Annotated in this window: 25 protein-coding genes; 12 read left to right on the top strand and 13 right to left on the bottom strand. The window is 61.9% G+C overall.

Going from position 1 to position 25559, the window contains the following annotated elements; translation table 11 throughout:
* Position 1 precedes the first annotated feature (1 nt).
* From ACSSVC_RS28630 to ACSSVC_RS28610, 5 genes are all read right to left on the bottom strand, one after another.
* Entirely contained in the window at positions 2–1342 is a 1341-nt protein-coding gene (locus ACSSVC_RS28630) for an imelysin family protein (protein ID WP_492611759.1), read from the bottom strand.
* A 162-nt stretch (positions 1343–1504) separates the two neighbouring features.
* On the bottom strand, positions 1505–3556 hold the full coding sequence (locus tag ACSSVC_RS28625) for a putative bifunctional diguanylate cyclase/phosphodiesterase (protein ID WP_404937554.1): 2052 nt from the start codon (positions 3554–3556) through the stop codon (positions 1505–1507).
* 304 nt (positions 3557–3860) lie between these two features.
* Positions 3861–4457 (bottom strand): superoxide dismutase, encoded by a 597-nt coding sequence (locus tag ACSSVC_RS28620; RefSeq protein ID WP_123726073.1) that lies wholly within the window; start codon positions 4455–4457, stop codon positions 3861–3863.
* 176 nt (positions 4458–4633) lie between these two features.
* Positions 4634–5236, bottom strand: a complete 603-nt coding sequence (locus ACSSVC_RS28615) for a LysE/ArgO family amino acid transporter (protein WP_102880727.1) — start codon at positions 5234–5236, stop codon at positions 4634–4636.
* 2 nt (positions 5237–5238) lie between these two features.
* Complete coding sequence (locus tag ACSSVC_RS28610; RefSeq protein ID WP_346632489.1) at positions 5239–5643, bottom strand: ACT domain-containing protein; 405 nt, start codon at positions 5641–5643, stop codon at positions 5239–5241.
* Between the two features lie 110 nt (positions 5644–5753).
* Between ACSSVC_RS28610 and ACSSVC_RS28605 the strand changes: the two genes are divergently transcribed.
* From ACSSVC_RS28605 to ACSSVC_RS28590, 4 genes are all read left to right on the top strand, one after another.
* Complete coding sequence (locus tag ACSSVC_RS28605; RefSeq protein ID WP_446439182.1) at positions 5754–6653, top strand: LysR family transcriptional regulator ArgP; 900 nt, start codon at positions 5754–5756, stop codon at positions 6651–6653.
* A 96-nt stretch (positions 6654–6749) separates the two neighbouring features.
* Positions 6750–7742, top strand: a complete 993-nt coding sequence (locus ACSSVC_RS28600) for an NAD-dependent epimerase/dehydratase family protein (RefSeq protein ID WP_346632487.1) — start codon at positions 6750–6752, stop codon at positions 7740–7742.
* Between the two features lie 106 nt (positions 7743–7848).
* Positions 7849–8688: an ATPase gene (locus tag ACSSVC_RS28595; RefSeq protein WP_492611758.1), complete on the top strand. Its 840-nt coding sequence runs from the start codon at positions 7849–7851 to the stop codon at positions 8686–8688.
* A 122-nt stretch (positions 8689–8810) separates the two neighbouring features.
* Positions 8811–9659: a cache domain-containing protein gene (locus ACSSVC_RS28590; protein ID WP_492611757.1), complete on the top strand. Its 849-nt coding sequence runs from the start codon at positions 8811–8813 to the stop codon at positions 9657–9659.
* Positions 9660–9691: 32 nt separating this feature from the next.
* Here ACSSVC_RS28590 and ACSSVC_RS28585 read toward each other — a convergent pair whose 3' ends face one another.
* Positions 9692–11209 carry an MDR family MFS transporter gene (locus ACSSVC_RS28585; protein WP_492611756.1) on the bottom strand — a complete coding sequence of 506 codons (1518 nt, stop codon included), beginning with the start codon at positions 11207–11209 and terminating at the stop codon, positions 9692–9694.
* Positions 11210–11613: 404 nt separating this feature from the next.
* On the opposite strand from ACSSVC_RS28585, the gene ACSSVC_RS28580 reads away from it, so the two are divergent.
* Positions 11614–12528 (top strand): helix-turn-helix domain-containing protein, encoded by a 915-nt coding sequence (locus tag ACSSVC_RS28580; protein ID WP_346632483.1) that lies wholly within the window; start codon positions 11614–11616, stop codon positions 12526–12528.
* On the opposite strand, the gene ACSSVC_RS28575 is transcribed toward ACSSVC_RS28580, so the two are convergent.
* Together ACSSVC_RS28575 and ACSSVC_RS28570 are read right to left on the bottom strand one after the other, a co-directional pair.
* The gene (locus tag ACSSVC_RS28575; protein ID WP_162884084.1) at positions 12521–12697 is read right to left on the bottom strand and encodes a hypothetical protein; all 177 of its coding nucleotides are present in this window, start codon (positions 12695–12697) and stop codon (positions 12521–12523) included. The genes ACSSVC_RS28580 and ACSSVC_RS28575 overlap by 8 nt on opposite strands.
* Positions 12698–12845: 148 nt before the next feature.
* Positions 12846–13751 (bottom strand): LysR family transcriptional regulator, encoded by a 906-nt coding sequence (locus tag ACSSVC_RS28570; RefSeq protein ID WP_346632482.1) that lies wholly within the window; start codon positions 13749–13751, stop codon positions 12846–12848.
* A 114-nt stretch (positions 13752–13865) separates the two neighbouring features.
* Between ACSSVC_RS28570 and ACSSVC_RS28565 the strand changes: the two genes are divergently transcribed.
* A complete protein-coding gene (locus tag ACSSVC_RS28565) occupies positions 13866–14750 on the top strand; it encodes an MBL fold metallo-hydrolase (protein ID WP_346632481.1) in 885 nt (294 codons plus the stop codon).
* A 69-nt stretch (positions 14751–14819) separates the two neighbouring features.
* Entirely contained in the window at positions 14820–15434 is a 615-nt protein-coding gene (locus ACSSVC_RS28560; protein ID WP_492611755.1) for an NAD(P)-dependent oxidoreductase, read from the top strand.
* A gap of 116 nt (positions 15435–15550) precedes the next feature.
* On the opposite strand, the gene ACSSVC_RS28555 is transcribed toward ACSSVC_RS28560, so the two are convergent.
* Positions 15551–16432, bottom strand: a complete 882-nt coding sequence (locus ACSSVC_RS28555; protein ID WP_346632479.1) for a LysR substrate-binding domain-containing protein — start codon at positions 16430–16432, stop codon at positions 15551–15553.
* 157 nt (positions 16433–16589) lie between these two features.
* Here ACSSVC_RS28555 and ACSSVC_RS28550 point away from each other — a divergent pair, with 157 nt between their 5' ends.
* Together ACSSVC_RS28550 and ACSSVC_RS28545 are read left to right on the top strand one after the other, a co-directional pair.
* On the top strand, positions 16590–18227 hold the full coding sequence (locus tag ACSSVC_RS28550; protein WP_346632478.1) for a 5-guanidino-2-oxopentanoate decarboxylase: 1638 nt from the start codon (positions 16590–16592) through the stop codon (positions 18225–18227).
* Complete coding sequence (locus tag ACSSVC_RS28545) at positions 18224–19672, top strand: aldehyde dehydrogenase family protein (protein ID WP_446439184.1); 1449 nt, start codon at positions 18224–18226, stop codon at positions 19670–19672. Before ACSSVC_RS28550 ends, ACSSVC_RS28545 begins: the two co-directional genes overlap by 4 nt.
* A 25-nt stretch (positions 19673–19697) precedes the next feature.
* Here the strand turns inward: ACSSVC_RS28545 and ACSSVC_RS28540 are convergent, their stop codons facing one another.
* On the bottom strand, positions 19698–20627 hold the full coding sequence (locus tag ACSSVC_RS28540) for an AraC family transcriptional regulator (RefSeq protein WP_346632476.1): 930 nt from the start codon (positions 20625–20627) through the stop codon (positions 19698–19700).
* Between the two features lie 330 nt (positions 20628–20957).
* Between ACSSVC_RS28540 and ACSSVC_RS28535 the strand changes: the two genes are divergently transcribed.
* The gene (locus tag ACSSVC_RS28535) at positions 20958–21323 is read left to right on the top strand and encodes a putative quinol monooxygenase (protein ID WP_346632475.1); all 366 of its coding nucleotides are present in this window, start codon (positions 20958–20960) and stop codon (positions 21321–21323) included.
* A gap of 9 nt (positions 21324–21332) precedes the next feature.
* Positions 21333–21605: a hypothetical protein gene (locus ACSSVC_RS28530; RefSeq protein WP_339070115.1), complete on the top strand. Its 273-nt coding sequence runs from the start codon at positions 21333–21335 to the stop codon at positions 21603–21605.
* Positions 21606–21614: 9 nt separating this feature from the next.
* On the opposite strand, the gene ACSSVC_RS28525 is transcribed toward ACSSVC_RS28530, so the two are convergent.
* Entirely contained in the window at positions 21615–22244 is a 630-nt protein-coding gene (locus ACSSVC_RS28525; protein ID WP_346632474.1) for a flavin reductase family protein, read from the bottom strand.
* A gap of 164 nt (positions 22245–22408) precedes the next feature.
* Positions 22409–22861, bottom strand: a complete 453-nt coding sequence (locus ACSSVC_RS28520; RefSeq protein ID WP_446439185.1) for a heme utilization protein — start codon at positions 22859–22861, stop codon at positions 22409–22411.
* A 385-nt stretch (positions 22862–23246) separates the two neighbouring features.
* On the opposite strand from ACSSVC_RS28520, the gene ACSSVC_RS28515 reads away from it, so the two are divergent.
* A complete protein-coding gene (locus tag ACSSVC_RS28515; RefSeq protein WP_404937548.1) occupies positions 23247–24002 on the top strand; it encodes a COG4705 family protein in 756 nt (251 codons plus the stop codon).
* A gap of 48 nt (positions 24003–24050) precedes the next feature.
* On the opposite strand, the gene ACSSVC_RS28510 is transcribed toward ACSSVC_RS28515, so the two are convergent.
* Positions 24051–25373 (bottom strand): MFS transporter, encoded by a 1323-nt coding sequence (locus tag ACSSVC_RS28510; protein WP_346632471.1) that lies wholly within the window; start codon positions 25371–25373, stop codon positions 24051–24053.
* Positions 25374–25559 lie beyond the last annotated feature (186 nt).

The raw sequence follows: 25559 nt of genomic DNA, 5'->3' as shown, positions 1-25559 counted from the left end.
ATCAGAACTCGTGATCGGCGTTATCCGGGTTCAGGTCGCTGATGCCCAGTTTGCCCGCAGCCTGTTCGATCGAGCCGGTCTGCTTCACCAGGGCAGCGATGGCGTCACGCACGATCTGGTTGCCGGATTCGTTGCCCGCAGCGATCAACTGGTCGTAGTGCTCACCCTTGTTGGCGTGGTCCACCATGACCTGGATCTTGGCTTCGGTTGCCGCCAGATCGGCTTTCAGTGCGGCGTCGGCAGCCGGGTCGGCCTTGGCCACCAGGGAAGACAGGCTGGCGCCGGTCATCTTGCTGCCGTCGACACGGGTGTACTCGCCCAGGTAGACGTTGCGGATACCCTTGGCATCGTAGAAGTGCGAGTTGTGGGTGTTGTCGCTGAAGCAATCCTGCTCGTCTTCAGGGGAGTTGGCTTCCAGGGATACCTTCATCCGTTCGCCCGCCAGTTCACCCAGGGACAGGCTGCCCATGCCGAACAGCATCTTGCGCAGGCCGGTTTCGGCCGGTTCGGCTTCCAGGGTGGCACGGTAGTTGTCGGCCACGTCCGGCTTCCAGTTGCCGACCATTTCTTCCAGGTCGTTGACCAGCAGTTGGGTCACGGCCTTCAGGTAGGCGCGACGACGCTCGTTGTGGCCGCCGGTGGCACCGGCACCTTCCAGGTAGTCGGAAGCAGGGCGGGCGCCGGCGCCAGGGCCGGTGCCGTTGAGGTCCTGGCCCCAGAGCAGGAATTCGATAGCGTGGTAGCCGGTGGCGACGTTGGCCTCGGCACCGCCCAGCTCGTTCAGGCTGGCGAGTTTTTCCGGGGTGATGTCTTTCACGTCGACCTTGTCTTCGCCGACCTGGATCTCGGTGTTGGCGATGATGTTGGCGGTGGCGCCCGGGTTGCCCAGTGCGTGCTCGTAGCTCTTGTCGACGTAGTCGATCAGGCCTTCGTCCAGTGGCCAGGCGTTCACCTGACCTTCCCAGTCATCGATGATGGTGTTGCCGAAGCGGAACACTTCGCTCTGCAGGTAAGGCACGCGAGCGGCAACCCAGGCGGCCTTGGCGGCTTTCAGGGTTTCGTCGTTGGGCTTGGCGAGGAAGGTATCGATGGCGGTTTGCAGGGTTTTCGCGGTGGATTCGGAGTCGCTGTAAACGGCGAACACCATGTCGGCGTAATGCGCGACCACAGCCTTGGCCGCGGTTTCGTCGACCTTGCCGGCAGCGTCAGTGGCTGGGGTGGCAGTGCTGGCGGCCGGGGTCGGCGCTTGAGCGGCAGCCTTGTCGTCTTTGCCTTCGCCGCAGCCGGCGAGGGAAATAGCGATGGCCAACAGACTGGCGGTAGCCAGAGGCATACGAATCATGGCGAACATCCTGCTTCGAGAGGGGAGTGGACGGCGCGGGGGCGCGCAAAAACTGCAACATAATGCGAAAGATTTGCATTATGTGTAAAGGGTCGCGCCTGTAAATATTTCTTATTCAGTAGGGGATTGCGCCAGGTCAAGCTGGCGAGTGCGATGCCTGGGTCAGAGGATCACCGCGTTGCTGCGCTGCGCCTGTTTCAGGTAGGCGCTCAACTCCCGCGCCGGCAGGGGTTTGCTGTAGTGATAGCCCTGACCTTCATGGCAGCCTTCGGAGATGATGTAAGCCTCCTGTTCGGCTGTTTCCACGCCCTCGGCGATCACCTGCATGCCCAGGCTTTTACCCAGCTGGATGATGGCGCGCACGATGGTCGCATCGTCGTCGTCATCCAGCAGGTCCTGGACGAAGCTCTTGTCGATCTTGATCTTGTCCAGGGGCAGGCTTTTCAGGTAGCTCAGAGACGAATAACCGGTGCCGAAATCGTCGATGGCGATCAGCGCCCCGGAGCGTCGCAGGCTCAGCAGGTGCTGGGCGGCGGTGCTGATGTCTTCCATCAGGCCGGTTTCGGTGACTTCCAGCTCCAGGCTGCGGGGTGGCAGGCGGTAGATCTGCAACAGGTTGTTGACCACCCGTGGCAGTTCGGCGTGGTGCAGTTGCACCGTGGACAGGTTGACCGCCATGCGTAGGTCGCTGAAGCCCATGTCGTGCCATTCGCGCAGTTGGCGGCAGGCCTGGTCCAGCACCCATTCGCCGATGGCGATGATGGTGCCGTTCTGCTCCGCCAGGGGAATGAACAGGTCCGGCGGCACCAGGCCGTGTTCCGGGTGTTGCCAGCGAATCAGCGCCTCGACACCCACCACCCGGTGGTCGCGATAGCTGATCTGTGGCTGATAGACGAGAAAGAACTGGTCTCGGGTCAGGGCTTCGCGCAAGTCTTTTTCCAGTTCCCGGCGCCGGCGCATTTCGCTGTCGACGCTGGCGATATAGAACTGATAGCGATTGCGTGACCGGCTCTTGGCCAGGGTCATGGTCTGTTCGGCTTTTTGCAGGAGTTTTTCCGTGCTGTCGCCGTCTTCCGGGAACAGGGTGATGCCGATGGTGGCGCGCAGGCGGATTTCCTGGTGATCGAGGGCGAAGGTGGCCTCCAGGTCGTCGAGGATGCTTTGTGCCAGTTCTGCGGCTTCATAGGGTTGTTCGATATCGGCCTGGACCAGGGCGAACTGATCGCCACCCAGGCGAGCCAGGGCGCCGAGGCGACCGCTGTGGCCGCGCAGGCGATCGGCCAGGGCCAGCAGCAGTTGGTCGCCGGTCTGGTAGCTGAACTGTTCGTTGATGCCCTTGAAGTCGTCGAGGCCGACGCAGAGCACTGCGACCCGGCGTTGCAGGCGCCCGGCGTCCACCAGGATCTTGTCCAGTTGCTGCTGCAATTGCTGGCGGTTGGGCAGGCCGGTCAGGAAGTCGTACTGGGCCATGCGCAGCAGGCTGTTTTCCGCTTCGTGGCGCAAGTGGGTATTGCGCTCGATGGAGGCCAGCAACTGGTTGGCGGTGTTGATCCAGATTCCCAGTTCATTTTTTTCGTGACCCTTGAGCAGCGGCAACTGGTGCTCGCTGGGGCGGTCGGGATTGATGGTGGTCAGGTGCTCGATGATTCGCGACAGCGGCTTGGTCAGCAACCAGTGATAGACCAGGTACAGCACCAGGCCCATGGCCAGGGCGCGCAGGACTCCGGAAATGAAGATGATCACCGAGCTGATGATGAAGTCCTGGCCGTAGGTGGCGGTGTCGAGGGTGATGCTCAGGTCGCCGTAATACTCGCTATAGGGGCCACGGCCCACCAACTGGGTGGTGAAGGTGCGTTCCTGGCCAAGAATCAGATCAGTGAGCCAGCGACTGGAGGAATGCTGCAGCTCGCGGGACTTTTCCGCGAGCATGGTTTCGTTGGGGTGGCCAATGGAGGCCATGCGCACAGCATCATCCTGGAACAGGCCTTCAATGACTTGCATGCCCATTTCCCGGTCCAGGCTGTAGACCGCCTGTGTCGATGGGTCGCGAAACATGTCGAGAATGCGCTGGGCATCGTTAGCGACCGCCTGCCGAGTCTTGTAGGCATCGAAGACGATCTGGGCGCAGCTCAGGACTACGCCCACTATGAGTGCCGACAGCAGCACAACCCGGAGCAACTTCACCGACAAGCTGTTTTTGAGTTCCAGCTTCAAAGGGCTATTCCTTGTTCCGTGCGCGTAGCGTCAAGTTGCCATGAGTATTGGCAATCCCGTGTTGGCCGTCAAAGTGACATTAATGCCGAGTACAGGACGTCTGCGGGCCAGGCCCGGGTGATCAGATTCAGGATTGCTCTTGCTGTGGATAGTGTGTCGGTAGCGACGCCTTGCAACTTGAGGGGCGGCGTTGATTTTTACATCAGATGAATCTTAGCGCCTCGGTTGGGCGGGACAAGATGCCCGCTTTGTCAGAGGCAAAAAAAAACCCGGCTAGGCCGGGTTTTTTGCACTGCAAACGGACTTAAGCGACGAAGTTCTTGCCTTCGAACTGCTCAGCCACGAATTTCCAGTTGACCAGGTTCCAGAACGCTTCGACGTATTTAGGACGAACGTTGCGGTAGTCGATGTAGTAGGCGTGTTCCCAGACGTCGCAGGTCAGCAGCGGAGTGTCGCCGCTGGTCAGCGGGTTGCCGGCGCCGATGGTGCTGGCCAGGGCCAGGGAGCCGTCAGCCTTCTTCACCAGCCAGCCCCAGCCGGAACCGAAGGTGCCAACGGAAGTCTTGGTGAACTCTTCTTTGAACTTGTCGAACGAACCGAAGGCAGCGTTGATGGCCTCAGCCAGTGCGCCGGTAGGTTGGCCGCCGGCGTTTGGCGCCAGGCAGTTCCAGTAGAAAGTGTGGTTCCAGACCTGGGCTGCGTTGTTGAAGATGCCGCCCGAAGAGGTTTTGACGATCTGTTCCAGAGTCTTGCCTTCGAACTCGGTGCCTGGCACCAGGTTGTTCAGGTTCACGACATAGGTGTTGTGGTGCTTGTCGTGGTGGTATTCCAGGGTTTCCTTGGAAATGTGCGGCTGCAGGGCGTCGTGTGCATAGGGCAGCGGCGGCAATTCGAAAGCCATGATGATTCTCCTAATCAGGTCAGTTGCGGTGAGCGCAAGGCCGATCACGGGCGGCCAGACAAGCGCCGGGGAGTTTGTACTCTTTGCGGCGCAGGGTTCGGATCATAGCACCGGGGGGGCGGCTTAACCACGCAACAACTGTGTGGGATAGAGGTTCCAGAGCCTTTTGGAATAAGTCACGCAGCGCTGATCAGCTGGAACGCCACGCTGAACATCATCACCGCCACCAGCAGGTCGAGAATCCTCCAGGTACTGGGGCGAGCCAGCCACGGAGCCAGCCAGGCGGCGCCCAGGGCCAGGGTGAAGAACCACAGCAATGAAGCGCTGGCGGCCCCCACCACGTAAGCGCCGGGCTCGGTTTGTTGTGCCCCCAGTGAACCGATCAGCAGCACGGTATCCAGGTACACGTGGGGGTTGAGCAGGGTGACCGCCAGGGCACTGAGCATGACAGCCCGGAGTGAACGCACGGTCTGGCCTTCGCCCTGTTGCAGGCTTTGTTTCGAGCAGGCTCGGCGCAGGGCCTGGGCGCCGTACCAGATCAGGAATGCCGCGCCGCCCCAGCGCGCCACTGCCAGCAGCATCGGGCTCTGGGTCAGGACGGTGGCCAGGCCGAACACGCCGGCCGCCACCAACAGGGCATCGCAGGTCACGCACAGCGCCGCCACTGGCAAGTGGTGCTCACGGCGCAGGCTCTGAGCCAGGACGAAGGCGTTTTGCGTACCGATGGCCATGATCAGGCCCGCGGCCACCAAGAGGCCGTTTACATAGCTTTGCCACATGATTATTGCTCCTCGCCGGCGGCCAGTTTTTGCAGAACCTGCATGGCTCGCCGGGCATCCGCCTGACCGACAAACAGGTGGTCGTGGTAATAGCCGGCGATCACGTTGCAGCTGATCCCGGCCTGGCCCAGGGCGCCGGCGAAGGCTGCTGTCAGGCCCACGGCTTCCAGGGCCGAATGCACGTTGAGGGTGATCCAGGCCGCCACGTAATCGAAGGCCAGTCCCAGACGCTCGGCCTGTTGGCGCTGGACGATGACCGTCAGTCCCTCGCGTTCACGAAAGCTGCCCAGCACTTCGCAGTCCTGCAGCAGGCTGGGGTCTGTGATGGAACAGAACACGTACTCGCCGTCGTTGAGCTGCGGGCTCATGCTGCGCAACAGGGTAGCGAGAGAGGTTTCACCGGCCATGAACAAAATCCTTGAGCGAAGAAGCATTACAGAGGCTTTACGCTGGCTATTTTCTCGCTTCAGGCGGTATAAGAAAAACCAATAGTGCTGATCACTCATTAGGAAAACTGATGTTCGACTACAAGTTGCTCTCCGCCCTGGCCGCGGTGATCGAACAGGCAGGATTCGAACGGGCGGCCCAGGTGCTGGGATTGTCGCAGTCGGCAATTTCCCAGCGCATCAAGCTTCTGGAGGCCCGGGTCGGGCAGCCGGTGCTGGTGCGGGTGACGCCTCCAGCGCCCACGGAAATCGGTCGCCGCTTGCTCAACCATGTGCAGCAGGTACGCCTTCTGGAGCGGGACCTGCAAAGCCTGGTGCCGGCCCTGGACGAAGAAGGCTTGCCGGAACGCCTGCGCATCGCCCTCAACGCCGACAGCCTGGCCACCTGGTGGGCCGAAGCGGTGGCTGACTTCTGCGCCGAACATCACTTGCTCCTGGACCTGGTGGTGGAGGACCAGACGGTGGGCCTCAAACGCATGCGTGCAGGCGAAGTGGCGGCTTGTGTCTGCGCCAGTGAGCGTCCGGTGGCCGGGGCCCGCAGTCTGCTGCTGGGCGCCATGCGTTACCGTGCCCTGGCCAGCCCGGCGTTCATCACCCGGCACTTTCCCTCGGGCGTACGTGCCGAGCAGTTGGCTCGAACCCCGGCATTGGTATTCGGCCCTGACGATTTCCTGCAGCATCGCTACCTGGCGTCCCTGGGTGTCGATGGCGGTTTCGAACATCATTTGTGCCCGTCTTCCGAGGGTTTCATCCGCCTCACTGAAGCTGGCCTGGGCTGGGGGCTGGTGCCCGAACTGCAGGTTCGCGAGCAACTTCAGCGAGGCTTGCTGGTGGAGCTTTTGCCGGATAAACCCATCGATGTGCCGCTGTACTGGCATCATTGGCGCAACGGCGGACAATTGCTGGGCTTGTTGACCGAGCACCTGGCACGTTTATCTGCACAATGGCTGGTGCCCTGGGAGCAGCCGTAAGCGTCAAGCCACAAGCTGCAACTAGACAGCTTGCGCACTGATTTTTAACTTGCAGCTTGTAGCTCGTAGCTCGTCACTGCTTTCTTAGGAATATTCATGAAAATTCTGGTTACCGGCGCAAGCGGCTTCATCGGCGGGCGCTTTGCTCGTTTTGCCCTTGAGCAGGGCCTGGAGGTCCGGGTCAACGGCCGTCGCGCCGAAGCGGTGGATCACCTGGTGCGCCGTGGTGCCGAGTTCGTCCAGGGCGACTTGAACGATGCCGGCCTGGTGCGCGAACTCTGTCGCGATGTCGATACCGTGGTGCACTGCGCCGGTGCGGTGGGCTTGTGGGGGCGCTATCAGGATTTCCATCAGGGCAACGTACTGGTCACTGAGAATGTGGTCGAGGCCTGCCTCAAGCAGCGGGTCCAACGCCTGGTGCACCTGTCCTCGCCGTCGATCTATTTCGATGGCCGTGATCATCTGGGGCTGACCGAAGAGCAAGTGCCCAAGCGTTTCAGGCACCCCTATGCAGCCACCAAGTACCTGGCCGAGCAGAAGGTCTTCGGTGCCCAGGAGTTCGGGCTTGAGGTCATTGCGCTGCGGCCGCGCTTTGTCACCGGTGCCGGCGACATGAGCATCTTCCCGCGGCTGTTGAAAATGCAGCGCAAAGGTCGCCTGGCCATCGTCGGCAACGGTCTGAACAAGGTCGACTTCACCAGTGTGCACAACCTCAACGAGGCCCTGTTCAGTAGCTTGCACGCCAGTGGCTCGGCCCTGGGCAAGGTCTACAACATCAGCAACGGCGCGCCGGTTCCGCTGTGGGACGTGGTCAACTACGTGATGCGTCAGATGCAGGTGCCACAAGTCACCCGCTATCGCTCCTTTGGCCTGGCCTACAGCGTGGCGGCGCTTAACGAGGGGGTCTGCAAACTCTGGCCTGGCCGTCCGGAGCCGACCCTGTCGCGCCTGGGGATGCAGGTCATGAACAAGAACTTCACCCTGGATATCAGCCGGGCCCGGCACTACCTCGGCTATGAGCCCAAGGTCAGCTTGTGGGCTGCTCTGGATGAGTTCTGCAGTTGGTGGAAGGCTCAGGACATAAGCTGAAATCAAAGACTGAACCCGGTTTGCCCGGGCCGGTCCATAGGCCGGGTGAATTAGCGGTTTATACTCGCCGCATTCAGCCATCACCGCGGTTCACAAAGGTTGCCCCATGCGTAACGATGCACACGATGACTTCGATGACGTTCCAAGTCTGCGCGCCGATCCCCTCGATGACGATGTCTTTCCTGCCACCAGCGCTGCCCGTGAGCGCACCACCGTGCATTCGCGCAGCGCTCCGGTGGTCAAGGCCAAGGGGCCCAGTACCGGTCCATTGTGGGCATTGGTGGGGGCATTGTTCTTTGCCTTCATCGGCCTTGCCTGGTGGAGCTTTCAGCAGATCTCGCTGATGGAGCAGCAACTGGTGGCGACTCAGGAAAGCTTCGCCAGGATCAGCGAAGAGGCCGCCGGTCGTCTGCAGGATATCTCCGGCAAAGTGGTGGCCAGCCAGACCAATGTCACCACTGACAGCGAAGCCTTGAAGCTGCAGATCAAGCAGTTGGAAAGCCGGCTGCAGGATCAGAGCCGACAACAGCAGGGCGTGGCGGGGCAGGCCACGGACCTGGACAAGCGCCTGGCGCAGATGAGTGCCCAGAATGCCGAGCAGCAGGCGGCCAATGCCCAGTTACAGGCTCAGGTCAAAGCCCTGAACTCTGAACTGGCGAGCCTGAAAGGCGCCCAGACGGACGCCGGCAAGGTCGATACCCAACTCAAGAGCCTGAGTGCCGACCTTGCCGCGTTGAAAAAACAGGGCAACCCGAGCGCCGCCATCGAGCGCCTGGAGCAGGAGCTGGTGGTGCTCAAGAGTGAGCAGGACAATCGTCCCGCCGCCGCCCAGAACGGAGCCAGCACTGCCGAGTTCGATGCGTTCCGTGGCCAGGTCACCCGCAACATCAATACCCTGCAAAGCCAGATCCAGAACCTGCAGCAGCAGATCAATACCCGTCCTTGAACGGTCAGGCCCACCCACGCATGGCGTGGGTGGGCACTGTTTGGCCAAAGTGCGCTGAATATTCACTCATGTCCCGCAGCCGTCTACGCTCTTCAAACGCCATCAGGAACGAGGAGCGAGCGATGAGGCTGTTGCAAAAAAACACCTGGCTGGGATGGTTGTTGTTGCTGTGCATGGGGCCGCTGCATGCGGCGGTACCGGCGGCCGATGACGGTGTGGCGGCCCGGGCGCTGCTGGAAAAAGCCCTGCGCTATTACCACGACCAGGGTGACAAGGCGTTTGCGGCCTTCAGCCGTCAGGGTGAGTTCGTCGACCGCGATCGTTATGTGTTCGTGGTGGACACCCGGGGCGTGATGCTGGCCAGTGGCGGTCCTTCGTCGGCATTGATTGGTCGAGATGTCTCCGAAGCCCTGGAGCCGGATCTGCGCAAGGCGTTCAAGGACGCCCTGAAGATTCCCGAGGCCAATGGCATCCAGCAAGCCGAGTACCGTTGGCAGAACTGGGCCGACGGCAAGATCGAACGCAAGCATGTGTACTTCCAGCGTATCGGCGAGCGCATCCTGGCGGTGGGGTATTACCTGCCTCGGGCCTCGGCCGAGCAGGCCAAGGCACTGCTGGAGCGAGCGGCTACGGCCTTGGGCAGCGATCAGCCGGGTACGCTCAAAGCCATCAATGACTTGCGTGGCGGGTTTCTCGAAGACGATCTGTATGTGTTCGTGGTGGACCTCGACAGCCACCGCTATCTGGCCCATGGCACCAATCTGCGTCTGCTCAATACCGATTTCGGCAAGATCAAGGACCCGGAGGGCAAACCGGTGGGGGAACCGATCCTGGCGTCGATGGCAGGCCAGGATCAGGGGGAATACGAGTACCGCTGGAAGAACCCGGTGACTGGCAAGATCGAGGACAAGCATGCCTACTTGCGCAAGGTCGGGAATCTGTTAGTTGCCGTGGGGTACTACAGCCCTTGAGTCCTGAACGCTAGCCTCTGCCGGCATCAGGATCAACGTGCCTTGTCTTCACGGCCCCGTAGCAGGCGATTGGGCATGGCAATCGCCGCAGCGAGCCCCAGCAGGGAGACTGCGGCACTGACCAGCAGCAGATGCCGGAAGGTCAGCAGCAACTCGTTGCGCAATGCGTCGCGCGCGGAGCCAGGCGCGGCGTTCAGGCCTTCCAGCAAGGCACTGCCGGAGTGCCCCTCGCTCATCAGACCTGCGCCACTCAGATGCGCCAGGCTGGAATCCTGCAGCAAGGCCAGGAGCAATGCCGACATCAGCGCCACCCCCACCGCGCCGCCCAGGGCGCGAAACAGGTTGGTGGTGCTGGTGGCGACACCGATATCCCGTTGCTCCACCGAGTTCTGGGTGCCCACCAGGGAGGTAGGGAACTGCATGCCACCGGCAATCCCGCAGAGCAACATGAACAGGCTGCTCAGCAGTACCTCCTGGGGCGGCACCAGGGCCATGCCGAGAATCGACACCGGCATCAATAGCGCGCCGCCCAGGATCATCGGCTTGTAGCGTCCGGTCACCGAGGTCAGGCGTCCGGCGCAATAGGCGCCCATGGGCAGACCCATGGCCAAGGGCAGCAGGTGCAGGGCGGCACTGTCGGCCCCGGCCCCGGTGATGCTTTGGAAGCGCAGGGGCATCAGCACGATCAGCGAGATGGCCTGGAAGCTGGTGAAGAAAATCGTGCACCAGCACAGCAGCGCATTGCGGTTGGCAAACAGATGCATTGGCAGCAGGGGCTCCCGGGCCCGGCGCTCATGCCAGACGAACAGGGCCAGGACGATGCAGGCGATGGCCAGCAGGTCGAGCACTTTGGCGCTGCGCCAGGAGTGGCCCTGGCCCACTTGGGTGATGCCCAACAGCAGGGCGCTCAGGCCGATGATCAGCAACAGGGTGCCGAGGTAGTCGATGATCGGCTTGCGCTGGGGCACCGGCAGCCCCACTAGGGTGCGGTGAGCCACCCACCAGGCACCCAGTCCCAGGGGCAGGTTGATCAGAAATACCCAGCGCCACGAGAGAAATTCGGTCATGTAGCCGCCCAGCACCGGGCCGGCGACACTGGCCACCGCGTACATGCTGCTGAAGTAGCCCTGATAGCGGCCGCGCTCCCTGGGCGGGACTATGTCGCCGATGATGGCCTGGCTCACCGAGATCATGCCGCCGGCGCCGATGCCCTGGAAGATCCGCGCCAGCACCAGTTGTTCCATGTTCTGGGCCAGACCGCAGAACAGCGAGGCCAGGGTGAACAATCCCATGCCGAACAGCATCAGCCGACGCCGGCCATACAGATCGCCGAGCTTGCCGTAGATAGGCACTGCCACGGTCATTGCCACCATGTAGCCGGAGATGACCCAGGCCAGCAGGCTGACATCCTTGAACTGGGCGGAAATGGCCGGCATGGAGACGGCGACGATGGTCTGGTCCAGGGCGCCGAGAAAGATCGCCAGCATCAGGGCGATCAGCACGCTGCGGATGGCCGGTTTGGGCGGGCCAGGTTGTTGGAAATGGGTCACGAAAAAACCTGCGGGCAGTGATTGATCCGTAGCGGCAAGGCTGGCGGTAATGGGCGTCAGTGTACTCGATAGGGAGCTATCGGATAACGCCACAAGGAAGGCCACGGCGTTTTTTCATGAAGGTTGTTCAAGCCGTGGACGTTGTGCCAAAGGGTCTTGGATTCACCACTTTCGAAAAGCTTTGTGGCACTTGGTGTTGATGTGTAATGGGACGCATTCTGTATAGTGTGCGTTCGGTGCCGGCTCCCTGAATCCTGGCTGTACGAATGTTCATTTGTGTCGCCGGTGCTTGCGTTTTTCCTGGCTGAACCCGTCAATGGGTCGATGAATCCTGGCGGGTGCCCTGAGCATTTTTCCAACGGTGCAATTCTCCTCCCCGTTACTCTGAGGCCTGGACTGTAGTGATGAACAAGCCTGCCCTTGCTGCCATTCCCGTGTTCAAACTCTATGGCGAGAGCCTGGAGTGGCCCACCCCGGATCTGCTCCATTGCGAGTCCATCAGCCAACGCAGTCGTGAGCACCAGTGGGAAATCAAACCCCACCGGCATGCCGACCTCTGCCAGTTGCTGTTCGTCTTCCGAGGGCAGGCCGAACTGGAGGTCGAAGGCCAGCGGACCCTGCTGGACGAACCGATGGTCCAAGTGTTGCCGCCGTTATCGGTGCATGGTTTTCGTTTTTCCGAGGATGTCGAAGGTTATGTCGTGACTCTGGCGGCGCCGCTGTTGAGCCATATGCAAGCTCAGTTGGGGCGCTCGGAAAATACCCTGGCCAAGTCTGGCAGCTACCCGGCCCGGGAGGATGCGCAGTACCTGAACGGTTTGTTCAGTGCCTTGCAGAATGAATATCAGGGGCAGCAACCGGCTCGGGAAATGCTCATGCACGCCCTGGTGAGCATGATTGTGGTCTGGGTCGGTCGCCAGGCACTGCAGCGCAGCAGTTCCAGTCAGCGTCCCCAGCGGGCCCGGGAGTATTTCAACGGTTTTATCCAGTTGGTGGAGGCGCACTACCGCGAGCATGTGAAGGTCGAGGACCTGGCTCACAAGCTAGGCATCTCGGTGTCGCACCTCAACGGCACCTGCCGCGAGCTGGCCGGGCAACCGGCGCTGCAGATCATGCACGAGCGCCAGCTGCTGGAGGCCAAGCGCCTGCTGACCTACACCGGAATGACCATCTACGAGATTTCCGATGACCTGGGTTTTTCCGATCCCACCAATTTCACCCGGCTGTTCCGACGCCGCGAGGGGATTTCGCCCAAGGTGTTCCGCGACCGGCTCAAGGCCGATCAGGCAGGGGGCGCCGGGGCGTCGCCGCTCACCTGAGGGCGTTCAAGGTGGCGTTGTGGGGAATGCAGCGCTCCAGGTTGCAACTGGCGTAGTTACGCTGTTGCATACGGGCCTGCTCGACGCGATAAGCGGCGGTACCGTATAGCGCCAGGGTCATGGTGCAGGTCATGAAAATGGCCAGGTACCTTCTTGTCTTGACGTTCATGGCAACGACCTCTGAACCAATACCCCCGTGTTTTCAGGGGTATTGATATCAGCATAGGTCAGTTGCGGGGGCTTGCCAGGCTGCCGCCCAGCCTGTTGGGCGAGGTATTGAGCCGGTGGATCGAAGTGCTGAGCGCTTGCTCTGTTGTCTACAGCCCTTCATCCCAGAGCGGCTCCTGGGGAAACCTGAGCACCAGGAAGTCCAACATGCTGCGCAAGGTCGCCGGCATGTGCTTGCGCGAGGCGTAGACCGCGTACATGTTCATCTTGCGGGGTTCGGCATTGGCCAGCAGGCGCACCAGGTCTCCACGCTTGATGTACTCCCCGGCCTGGTAGCTGGGCAGCATGGCGATGCCGGCGCCGGCCACAGTGGTGCGCAACAGGGTACTGGCTTCGTTGGCGCTGATGTTGCCCTGTACCGGTACCGACACCTGCTCGCCGTCTTGTTCGAAATGCCACAGGCTCTTGCCGAAGTAGGAGTGGGTCAGGCAGTTGTGCTGGCTCAACTCCTCCACCCGTTGTGGTGCCGGGTGTTCCTGCAGGTAGGCTGGTGAGGCGCAGATCACCGAGCGACAGACGGTCAAGCGTCGGGCGATCAGGTTGGGGTCCAGGTCGTTGCTGGTACGGATCGCCAGGTCGATGCGCTCATCCACCAGATTCACGGTGCGATCGAGCATCTGCAGATCGATGCTCACTCCGGGATAACGTTTGACGTAGTCGGCCACGGCATCCGCCAGTTGTGACTGGCCGAACGAGGTGCTGACGCTGATGCGCAGCAGCCCGCGGGGTGCGTCATCAGGCTCGCCCACCGCAGCCTGCATATCGTTGGACAGCTCCAGCATCTGCCGACAGCGGGGCAGGATCTCGCCGCCGGCAGCCGTCAGGCTGAGTTTGCGCGTGGTGCGGTGCATCAACCGGGCGCCGACCCAATCCTCCAGCTCCGCCAGATAACGTGAAACCACCGGCCGTGAAAGGTCCAGGTGGTCAGCGGCGGCCGACTGGCTGCCCAGGTCGACAACGGTGACGAAGACCCGCATTGCTTGGAGACGATCCATGATTTGCCCGCTTTCAGAAACAAACTATGTTCAAGCATCGCATTTTTTGTAACGAGTCTGGCAACTAAGCTTTGTCCACTTCCAACCAAGCCAACAGATGCTGGAGCTGCCCTCATGATCGGATTCACCTCTCTCAAACGCCTGCTGCTGGCCACCGCCACCCTGGGCTTTGCCGCCCATGCCGCAGCCGCCGAGCCCACCCTGAAACTGGATGTCTACAACCCGGGTGCCAATGCCATCTTCCCGGTGACCTCGGTACTGGTCAGCGGCAAGAAGGACGCGATCCTGGTGGATGCCCAGTTCGGCAAATCCCAGGCCCAGCAACTGGTAGAAAAGATCCGTGCCAGTGGCAAGCACTTGACCACCATCTACATCAGCCACGGTGATCCGGATTACTACTTCGGCCTCGACACCCTGACCACGGCCTTCCCCGATGCCAAGGTCGTTGCCTCACAGCCAACGGTGGATCACATCAAGGCTACGGTGGACGGCAAGCTGGCGTTCTGGGGGCCGAAAATGGGTGCAGACATTCCGGCCAAGACCATTGTGCCCGGCGTACTCAAGGGCCACAGCCTGACTCTGGAAGGGCAGAAACTCGAGGTCATCGGCCTGGATGGCAAGCAACCGGACCGCAGCTTTGTATGGATTCCGTCGATCAAGGCCGTGGTAGGGGGCGTGGTGGTCGCGGAGAACATCCACGTATGGATGGCCGATACCCAGACCCCGCAGTCCCATCAGGACTGGCTGAGCACCCTGAAGACCATTGAGGGCCTGCAGCCCAAGACTGTGATCCCCGGGCACTTCCTCGGCGACAGCGCCCGCTCCCTGGCCCCGGTGCACTTCACCGCGGACTACATCAAGGCCTTTGATGAAGAGACGGCCAAGGCCAAGGACTCCGCCGCGCTGATCGCGGCCATGAAAAAGCGTTACCCGGACCTGGGCGAAGACAGCTCCCTGGAACTGAGCGCCAAGGTCGCCAAGGGCGAAATGAAGTGGTGAAACCGGCTTGACCCGCTCCCTTCGGGGAGTGGACGCCTCTGTACTCTCTTAGCCAACTGGAGACATGTCATGAGCAAAATCGCAATCATTGGTGCCACCGGCCGTGCCGGTAGCCAACTCCTGGAAGAAGCCCTGCGTCGCGGTCACAGCGTCACCGCCATCGCCCGCAACACGGCGAAGATCGGCCAGCGTGCCGGCGTACTCACCCGCGAGGTGGATGTGGCCGACAGTGCTGCATTGCAGGCAGCGGTGGCCGGCCACGACGTGGTGATCAGCGCCGCGCATTTTTCCACCATCCCGGCCAATGCCATTATCGACCCGGTGAAAAAGGCCGGGGTCAAGCGTCTGCTGGTGGTGGGCGGTGCGGGTTCGCTGCTGCTGCCCGGTGGCGGCAAGGTCATCGACAGCCCCGGTTTCCCGGAGGAGTACAAGGCCGAGGCCAGCGCCGGTGGCGTGTACCTGGATACCTTGCGCAAGGAGCAGGATCTGGACTGGACTTTCCTCTCGCCATCGGCGGAGTTCGTTGAGGGTGAGTGCACCGGGCAGTTCCGCCTGGGCCAGGACGATCTGCTGGTCAGTGCCCAAGGTCGCAGTTGGATCAGTTTCGCCGACTACGCCATTGCCCTGATCGACGAAGTGGAAAAACCGGCTCATCGCCGCCAGCGTTTCACCGTCGGTTACTGATCAGCGACCGATTGCCCTGGTAGCCGCCTGCCGTAAGCGGTTATCGGGGTGTTCCGGTCAGTATTGAAGGCCCTCGCGGGCCTTTTTGCTGTCTGCCGGCATCAGTGTTTTCCCGTTCAACGCTGTTTGGCCTGCTCCACCAACCAGTCCAGCAATTCCTGCAAGGCCGCCGAAGGCCCCGGGCGCTCCGGGTAGACCAGGTAGTACGCCTGGCCCGTCGGTACCTTCAGTTCAAAAGGCATGACCAGCCGTCCGGCACTCAGGTCGTCGCCAATCAACGCCCAGTCGCCAATCGCCACTCCCGTCCCCTGGGACGCCACGGACATCGCCAGGTCCAGGGTCTCGAAATGCTGGCCCTTGCCCAGGGTATTGAGTGGCGTGCCTGCGGCTTTCAACCAGCTTTGCCAGTCCCGTTGATCATGGGAGGGATGCAGTAACAAGTGCTGTTGCAAGTCCGCCGGGCTCTTGAGGGGCATCGGCCCCTCCAGCAGCGGTCGTGAGCAGACCGGCGTCAGTTGTTCATTGAACAGGTGCCGCGAACCTAGGGTCGGGTGCGGCGGGGCTCCATACATGACGGCGGCATCGAAGGGTTCGCGGCTGAAATCCACGCCGTGCTGAATGGTGGTGGTCAGTTGTACCGGAACGTCCGGGCGTTCCCTCTGCCATTGCAGCAGCCGTGGCAGCAGCCAGCGCATCACACAGGTCGGAGCCTTGAGGCGCAGGTTGCGGTTCTGTCCACCGATGTCATCCACCGCGCCATTGATCAGTTCGAATACCTGCAGCACCCGCGGCAACCATTGTGCCCCTTCGCTAGTCAGGCTCAAGCCCCGGGCATGGCGCTGGAACAACGGATAACCCAGGTGGCTTTCCAGGCCGGCAATTTGTCGGCTCACCGCTCCTTGAGTGATGTGCAATTGCTCGGCAGCGCGAGTGAAATTGCAGCACTGGGCGGTGACCAGAAAGGTGTGCAGCGCGGGCAGGGGAGGCAAGCGTTTCATGGGGAGCCAAGGCATGACGTGAGGACATGGCTAGTATGACTTTTTATCCATTGTTGCGGCTACAGCCTCACCGTTCCAATAGCCCTCCCGGCGTCTGCTGACGTTTTCCAGCCAGTGGTCAGGCGTCGGGTATCCCACCAATAAGAAGGGCGATGAGATGGCGACGTGCGGCGAAGTACTGGTCAAGTTACTTGAAGGTTATGGGGTTGAGCAGGTGTTCGGCATTCCCGGAGTGCATACCGTCGAGTTGTATCGCGGCCTGGCCCGCTCGCCCATCCATCATGTCACCCCGCGCCATGAGCAAGGCGCCGGATTCATGGCCGATGGCTACGCCCGCACCAGCGGCAAGCCCGGTGTGTGTTTCATCATCACCGGCCCCGGCATGACCAACATCACCACCGCCATGGGCCAGGCCTATGCGGACTCGATTCCCATGCTGGTGATCTCCAGCGTGCAGACCCGCAGCCAGTTGGGCGGCGGGCGCGGCAAACTCCATGAATTGCCGAACCAGAGCGCACTGGTCAGTGGCGTGGCGGCGTTTTCCCATACCCTGATGAGTGCCGACGAACTGCCAGTGGTGCTGGCCCGGGCCTTCGCCCTGTTCCAGGCGGGACGCCCACGTCCGGTGCATATCGAGATTCCTCTCGATGTGCTGGTTCAGGATGCGGATCACTTGCTGGCCAGCGAGCCGGTAACCATTGCCCGTGCCGGTGCCGCCCCGGACGCCGTCGCCCGGATGAGTCAGCTGTTGGCAACGGCCAAGCGCCCGCTGATCCTGGCCGGTGGCGGCGCCATTGACGCTGCCGCTCCCCTGACCCGTTTGGCAGAACTGCTGCAGGCCCCGGTAGCCCTGACGATCAACGCCAAGGGCATGTTGCCGTCGGCTCACCCGCTGCTGATTGGCTCCACCCAGTCGATGGTGGCGACCCGTGCCCTGGTGGCCGAGGCCGACGTGGTGCTGGCCATTGGCACCGAACTGGCGGAAACCGATTACGACGTGACCTTTGCCGGCGGCTTTGAAATTCCCGGGGCCTTACTGCGGATCGATATCGACGCCGATCAAACGGTGCGCAACTACCCACCGAAAGTGGCGCTGGTAGCCGATGCCCGGAACGCTGCCCAAGCCCTGCTGGCAGACCTGTCCCGGCAAACCTTGAGCGAGCGCGGCAGCGACTGGGGCCCGGCCCGGGCCGCTGCCTTGCGCAGCGAACTCGAGAACCTGTGGGACTCGCCGACCCGGGCCCAGACCCTGTTCCTGGAAACCGTGGTTCAGGAGTTGCCGGAGATCGTCCTGGTGGGCGACTCCACTCAGCCGGTGTACAGCGGCAACCTGACGTTCAATCCTGAGCAGCCGCGGCGCTGGTTCAACTCGTCCACCGGCTACGGCACCCTGGGTTATGCCTTGCCGGCTGCCATCGGTGCCTGGCTCGGGGGCGCTTCCCAGTCCAGTCAGCGGCGACCGGTGGCTTGCCTGATCGGCGACGGCGGCTTGCAGTTCACCCTGGCGGAGCTGGCCTGCGCCGTGGAAGCACGCACGCCGATCATCGTCCTGCTGTGGAATAACCAGGGTTATGAAGAGATCAAGAAATACATGGTCAATCGAGCCATCGAGCCCGTGGGAGTCGACATCTACACCCCGGATTTCATTGCCGTGGCCAAGGGCCTCGGGTGCGCGGCCGAGCGTATCGACAGTGTCGAACAACTGCGTGTGGCCCTGCGCATGGCAGCCGATCGCCAGGGACCGAGCTTGATTGAAGTTGACCAGAATCGCTGGACTCAAGGAGTACAGGCATGAGTTCGCCGCACGTATTGAACGGTGTGTACATCGATGGCCAATGGTCGGCAGGCAGCGAGCATCTGCAGGTGATCAACCCGTCCACCGAGGCGCCTTTGGCCTGGGTGGCGGGCGCCGGGCCGCAAGCCGTGGATCAGGCGCTGCAGGCCGCTACGGCGGGGCTTGCCCGCTGGGCGCAAAGCAGTGGCGTCGAGCGTGCCGCCGTGCTGCGCAAGATCGCTGCCGGCGTGGCCGAACGCCGGGAGCGGCTAATGCAGCTGCAGTCGAGCAACAACGGCAAGCCGCAGTTTGAGGCGGCCATGGATGTGGACGATGTCATCGCCACCTTTGACTACTACGCCGGGCTGGCCGAGGCGTTGGACGCGACCCAGGATGCGAATGTGCCGCTGCCCAGCGCGGATTTCAGCGCGCGCCTGCGTCGTGAGCCCTGTGGCGTGGTCGGACTGATCGTGCCGTGGAACTTCCCCATGGTCACCACGGCCTGGAAGTTGGCGCCCGCTCTGGCCGCCGGCTGCAGCGTGGTGCTCAAACCCTCGGAAGTCACTCCGCTGCCGGAGCTGGAGCTGGCGGCGATCATCGCCGAAAGCGGCTTGCCCAACGGGGTGTTCAACCTGGTCTGCGGGACTGGCCTGGCGGTCGGCGCGCCTTTGGCGGCGGACCCGCGAGTGGCGAAGATTTCCTTCACCGGCAGTAATGCGGTGGGGGTTCAGGTCATGCAGCGGGCGGCGGAAACCATCAAGGGCGTGAGCCTGGAGCTGGGGGGCAAGTCATCCTTGCTGGTGCTGGCGGATGCCGACCTAGACCTGGCGGTGGAGCTGGCCTGTGGCGGTGGCTTCTTCAATGCCGGGCAGATGTGTTCTGCCACCAGCCGGGTATTGGTCGCCGAGGAGTTGGCCGATGAATTCCTTCTGCGGCTCAAGGCCCGGGCCGAAGGCATTCGGGTGGCCGACCCGTTCGACCCCGAGGTGGTGATGGGCGCCCTGGTGAATCAGGCGCAATACCAGAGAGTACTGGCGCACATCGATCGTGGCCTGAATGTCGGTGCCAAGCTGGTCTGTGGCGGCGGCCGCCCGGCCGGGTTGCAGCAGGGTTTTTTCATCCAGCCCACGGTGTTCACCGAGGTGCCGCTGGACAGTGCCCTGTGGCGTGACGAAATCTTTGGCCCGGTGCTCTGTGTGCGCAGCTTCAGCAGCGAGCAAGAGGCGATCGAACTGGCCAATGACAGCGAGTTCGGCCTGGTGGCCAGTGTGGTGGGGGCGGACGTGGAAAATGCCGAACGGGTTGCCAATGCCCTGCAGGCCGGCCTGGTGTGGATCAACGCCCCCCAGGTGATCTTTCCCCAGACCGCCTGGGGCGGCTACAAGCAGAGCAGCATCGGCCGTGAACTGGGACCTTGGGGCCTGCAAGCGTTCCAGGAACTCAAGCACGTAATCCGCGCCCTGTAGGCACCGGCTTGCCGGCGAACCCGGGTTACCCGCCCACCCGCAGGCGCGCCATGTCTCGCAGGGGCGGCGCGCCAAACAGTCGGCTGTACTCGCGGCTGAACTGGGACGGGCTTTCATAGCCGACCCGATACCCCGCCGCCGAAGCCTCCAGCCCTTCGGCCAGCATCAGGCGCCGGGCTTCTTGCAGGCGCAGCTGCTTCTGGTACTGCAACGGACTCATGGCGGTCATGGCCTTGAAGCGGTGATGCAGGGTCGACACGCTGAGATTGACTTCCCGGGCCAGATCATCGATGCGCAACGGGTGCACGAAATTGCCGTTGAGCCACTTGATGGCCTGGTTGACCCGGTGGCCCTGACTGTTGGCGGTGGCGATCTCATACAAACGGTGGCCCTGGGGGCTGCGCAGCAGGCGATAGAGAATTTCCCGACGCACCAGCGGCGCGAGCATGGCGATGTCTTTCGGGGTGTCCAGCAGGCGGGTCAGGCGCAGCACGGCGTCCAGCATCGCCGGGTCCAGGCGCTCCACGTACAGGCCACGTCCGGTAGGCCGGGCGGGTACGCCCAGGGGGCCGGCATCGGCGATCAGCGCATTGATTTCCCCGGGGTCGATGTCCAGGCGCAGGGCCAGGATCGGCTCTTGCGGCGAAACGATCGCCACCTTGCCGCTGAGCGGCACTGAAACCGAGACCACCAGGTAATTCAGCGGGTCGTAGTTGTAGCTTTCATCGGCCAGGCGCACTTCCTTGCGGCCCTGGGCCATGATGCACAGCGCCGGTTGCGCCAGCACCGAGCCGAAGTGATGGGACGTGCTGTGGCGCGAGACGAACAGCGAGTTGATGGCGGTGGCGTAGCTGCCGTCTTCGGCGGTGTTGCGAGCAATGATCGCGGCCAGTTCCACGCGCTGGCGTTCCATCTCCGGAGCCAGGGGCGGCGGCAGGGTATCCAGTGATGACATGGGGCGCCTCGGGGTGTTTGCAGTCGGCACAGCTTAAGTTTGTGCAAGAGTCGCGGGTAGGCGAATTCTGCGTAAAACTTGCCTGATCCTGCTGCTTGCGCGCGCGATAGGCAAGGTGAGCCGATGCACGGGGGCTTCACTTGCTTGAAATACCGCTGTAACGCTTCTGTCCCATGTCGCCACCCAAGGGGATGCAGGAACAGGCTTGTCGCAGGATTGGGCAAATCAACGGCAGAAATCGACTAACGCGCGGCTGGGCCCGCCCCGTATCGTTGATTGTGTCGCAGCCCGTCCCCCGGCTGCCTCGACAACACCCTGGGAGGGTTCCAAATGTCCACGCATATTCCCGTCAGTCACATGGCTTTTGTTCGGGCCCGGGCCGGGCGCTCCACGGAGTTGGGTGCGCGCTTGAGCAGCCTGATCGAACCTTCGCGCCAGGCCAACGGTTGCCTGCACTTTGCTCTGCAGCATTCGCAGTGCGATGCCGACCTGTGGCTGGTGTCCGGCTTCTGGAGCAGCCAGCAGACAATGACCGCCTATTTCAACTCGCCGACCATGGCGATCTTCGCCGAGCTGGTTCAGGACCTGGTGGTCAACAGCCTGGACTTCCACACCTTCAGCACGGTGTCGGCGCTTGAGGCTCATGGTGAGTACGCGCAACTGCAGCGCGCGCCGGTGCACCAGCTGGCCAGTTGAAGGTTTAGAATGGCCGACTTTCCATTGGCCAGGATCAGCAACATGGCACGTAAAGAGTTTGCACACTACGAAGCAGTTTCCGCTGTGGTTCCAGGGGAGGGGGGATACAGCGCCGCCATCGCCGTCAAAGCCCTGGGCGCTTCAGGGGCTCCACGCTTTCATAAAGTCCTGGTTGAGCAGACATTCAAGACCGCTCACGAAGCCGACCAGGCTGCCGCGCAACACCTCGAACAGCTGGCCGACGTCGATCAAGACGGCGAACTGAGCTTTCACCGCCACTGAGTCGCCAAACTACCTGACCGCTCCTGGGCGGTGCATCTTGAACAGGGCCTCCGGTCCCAACTGGAAGTAGTCCGCCGGTCCGCCGCCGCGCAGAATGGGTTCTGCTGCGGCGGTATCGTAGATCCCGTCCTTGAGCAGCCACTTGGCGATATGCACGGCGACCACTTCGCCGAGGATCAGCCAGCTCGGCACCCGCTCCTTGTCCGCACGTTGCAACTGAATGATCTGGGTGACCTTGCATTCGAAGGACACCGGGCTCTGAGCAACCCGAGGCACGCTGATGATCTTCGAGGCCACGGGCGTCAACCCGGCCAGTTCGAATTCGTCGACCTCGGCGGGGACCGCGGCGCAGCTCTGGTTCATCTGTTCGGCCAGGGGCCGGGTGGCCAGGTTCCAGGCGAACTCCCCGGTGGCCTCGATGTTGTTCAGGCTGTCTTTGCGTCCGACGCTGGAGAAACCAATGATCGGCGGAATGTAGTTGAAGGCATTGAAGAAACTGTAAGGCGCCAGGTTCAGCCGGCCTTCGGCATCCTGGGAAGAAATCCAGCCAATGGGGCGCGGGCCGACGATGGCATTGAACGGGTCATGGGGCAGGCCGTGGCCCAGGGCAGGTTGGTAATAGTGGATATCGTCGGACATGGCTCAAGGTTCCTGCAGGGGTGCGAGTGAAGGGCGCCATAGTGCAGTGCGCTCTGGTCGAATTCCAGCGCCCCGGCCCCGGTTGATCCAGGTGGCGGATGATTTTCCCAGGCCAGAAAAGACTAAGCCCGGCCGAAGCCGGGCTGTGGTGTCAGGTGAGTCGATCAACTGATGGTGGCGGAACCGGTACGGTCGTAACCGTCGGCAGCGAAGGTGGCGGAACCGGTGCGGTCGTAGCCGTCTTCAGCGAAGGTGGCGGAACCGGTGCGGTCGTAGCCGTCTTCAGCAAAGGTGGCGGAACCGGTGCGGTCGTAGCCGCCTTCAGCGAAGGTGGCGGAACCGGTGCGGTCGTAACCGTCTTCAGCGAAGGTGGCGGAACCGGTGCGGTCGTAGCCGTCTTCAGCGAAGGTGGCGGAACCGGTGCGGTCGTAACCGTCGGCAGCGAAGGTGGCGGAACCGGTGCGGTCGTAACCGTCGGCAGCGAAGGTGGCGGAGCCGGTGCGGTCGTAGCCGTCTTCAGCGAAGGTGGCGGAACCGGTGCGATCGAAACCGTCAGCAGCGAAGGTGTTGGCAGCCAGTACCGACAGGGTCAGGGCGAGGATCAGTTTGCTTTTCATGGGGATGACTCCAGGTTCGTTGAGGTGTTTGCGTTGGGCTTGGAATGAATCCTACTCCGGTAAATTTGATAAAAAAGCGCAAATTAATGCTTGTTAAAATCGAATTTACCGATATGTAGACCGTCATTACTGACCACCGATGACCGCACTCAGGCCTCACTACAGATACGTGCCAAGTCGCAACTTGGATTCAGTAGCAGGCTAAGTATTCAGCATTAACTGATCATTAATTGAGCAGGCAGCGGACAAAAAAAGGATAAAAAAGCCTTCAACGGTTTTTTCATTCAGCCCCGACCTATTTTTCACTCCCGGGCGTTCAGCCTTCGCGCAGGTCTGCAACCCACGACAGGCCATCTCGAATGTGACCCTTGGAGCTCCCTTACCAATGAACAAACTTCCCCAGATCACCCTGGCCTTCTGGGTCATGAAAATCTGCGCGACGACCCTGGGTGAAACCGCAGGTGATCTGCTGTCGATGACCCTCAATGTCGGATATGCCATCAGCTCGATGATCCTGATCAGTGTGTTCCTGCTGACTCTGGTCACTCAGCTGTGGTCGAAGACCTACAACCCGGTGCTGTACTGGATCGTGATCCTGTCCACCAGCACCGCCGGAACCACCATGTCGGACTTCATGGACCGCACTCTGGGCCTGGGCTACGCCAGTGGCTCGTTGATCCTGATCGGCATTTTGCTGGCGATTTTCGCCGCCTGGCGCCTCAGTGGCGATTCGCTGAACGTCAACAAGATCCAGACCTTTCGCGGCGAGATGTTCTATTGGATGGCGATTCTGTTTTCCAACACCCTGGGCACCGCCCTCGGTGACTACTTGGCGGACGATTCTGGGCTGGGCTTTGCCGGCGGGGCGTTGCTGATCGGCTCCACCATCGCCGTGGTGGTACTGCTCAAGTACTTCACCAAGCTCTCGTCGGTGCTGCTGTTCTGGGTAGCCTTTGTCCTGACCCGGCCGTTTGGCGCGACCTTGGGCGACTTCCTCACCAAACCCCATGAAAAGGGTGGCCTGGACTTCGGCACCATCGGCTCGTCGGCGGTATTGGCGGGGATTCTGCTGGTGATGATCGTCGGCGCGTCCTGGGCTCAGAACCGCTACTCACGGCAGAACGCCGCCGAACTGTCCTGACCCACACATGAAAAAACGCCCGGGCCTTGCACCCGGGCGTTGTTTTTCTCAGTCGGTCTCGATCCGCGAATGCTTGCGAGTGTCCTTCATGGTCACGTAGACCAGCAGCGAACAGGCAATGCAGGCGGTGACGTACCAGTAGTAGCCGGTTTCCATGCCGATGCTCTTGAACCACAGGGCGATGTATTCCGCAGTGCCGCCGAAGATCGATACGGTCAGCGCGTAGGGCAGGCCCACGCCCAGGGCACGGATTTCAGTGGGGAACAGCTCGGCCTTCACCACCGCGTTGATCGAGGTGTAGCCACTGACGATGATCAGCGCCGCCATGATCAGGAAGAACGCGCCCCACCAGGTCTGGATGGTGTGCAGGGTGGTGAGGATCGGCACGGTGAACAGGGTGCCGAGGATGCCGAAGGCAATCAGGATCGGCCGCCGACCGATCTTGTCCGACAGCGCGCCGATCACCGGTTGCAGGCACATGAACAGGAACAGGGTCGCTGCAGAGATGGTGGTGGAGTCGGAAATGCTCATGCCGACGGTGTTCACCAGGTATTTCTGCATGTAGGTGGTGTAGGTGTAGAAGGCCAGGGTGCCGCCCATGGTCAGGCCGACCACGGTCATCAATTCCTTGGGATGACGCATCAGGGTGCGCATCAGGCTTTCTTTGGGCTTTTCTTTCTTCTTGGTGAAGGACTCGGTTTCTTCCATGCCGCGACGCAGGTACAGGGCCACGACCGCACACAGAGCACCGATGCCGAACGGAATCCGCCAGCCCCAGGACTGCAGTTCTTCGGTGGTCAGCACGTTCTGCAGCACGATCAGCACCGCCAGGGCGATGAGCTGGCCGGAAATCAACGTCACGTACTGGAAGCTGGAGAAAAAGCCGCGACGTTCCTTGGTCGCCATCTCGCTGAGGTAGGTGGCCGAAGTGCCGTACTCGCCGCCCACCGACAGGCCCTGCATCAGGCGCGCCAGCACCAGCAGGATCGGAGCTCCGACGCCGATGGTTTCGTAACCCGGGGTCAGGGCGATGATCAGGGAGCCGAAGCACATCAGCAGCACCGAGGCCATCAGCGCGGCTTTACGGCCTTTGCGGTCCGCGTACAGCCCCATCAGCCAGCCACCGATCGGGCGCATCAGGAAGCCCACGGCGAAGATCGCGGCGGTATTCAGCAGTTGCGCGGTGGTGTCGCCCTTGGGGAAGAAGACTTTGGCGAAGTACAGCGAGAATGCAGCGTAGACGTACCAGTCGTACCACTCGACCATGTTGCCGACGGAACCGCTGAAAATCGATTTCAGACGGCTGGCGGTGGTCTTTTCCTGGGCGGGCGCAGCCGCCGACCCAGCAGGCAGGGTATTAGAGATATCCATGACGGACCCTTCTATTCATTGTTTTTGTGGAGCGCGCGCAAGCGCAGCCTACTGGGGCTATAGCAGGAGCTGTGCCAAGGGCGAGAAGCCCGGACTAGAGGGGGTTTAACGGTGGCGATGAGCGGAAATCCGCCTATGGGTGCCTGTGGGGTAGGCGGGAAATTGCCGAAGTGAGCGCGGCCCCTG

Source organism: Pseudomonas sp. E1BtOHC1, assembly GCF_058744285.1.
The sequence above is the reverse complement of the archived record's forward strand: the minus strand, read 5'-3'. Positions and strand labels throughout refer to the sequence as shown.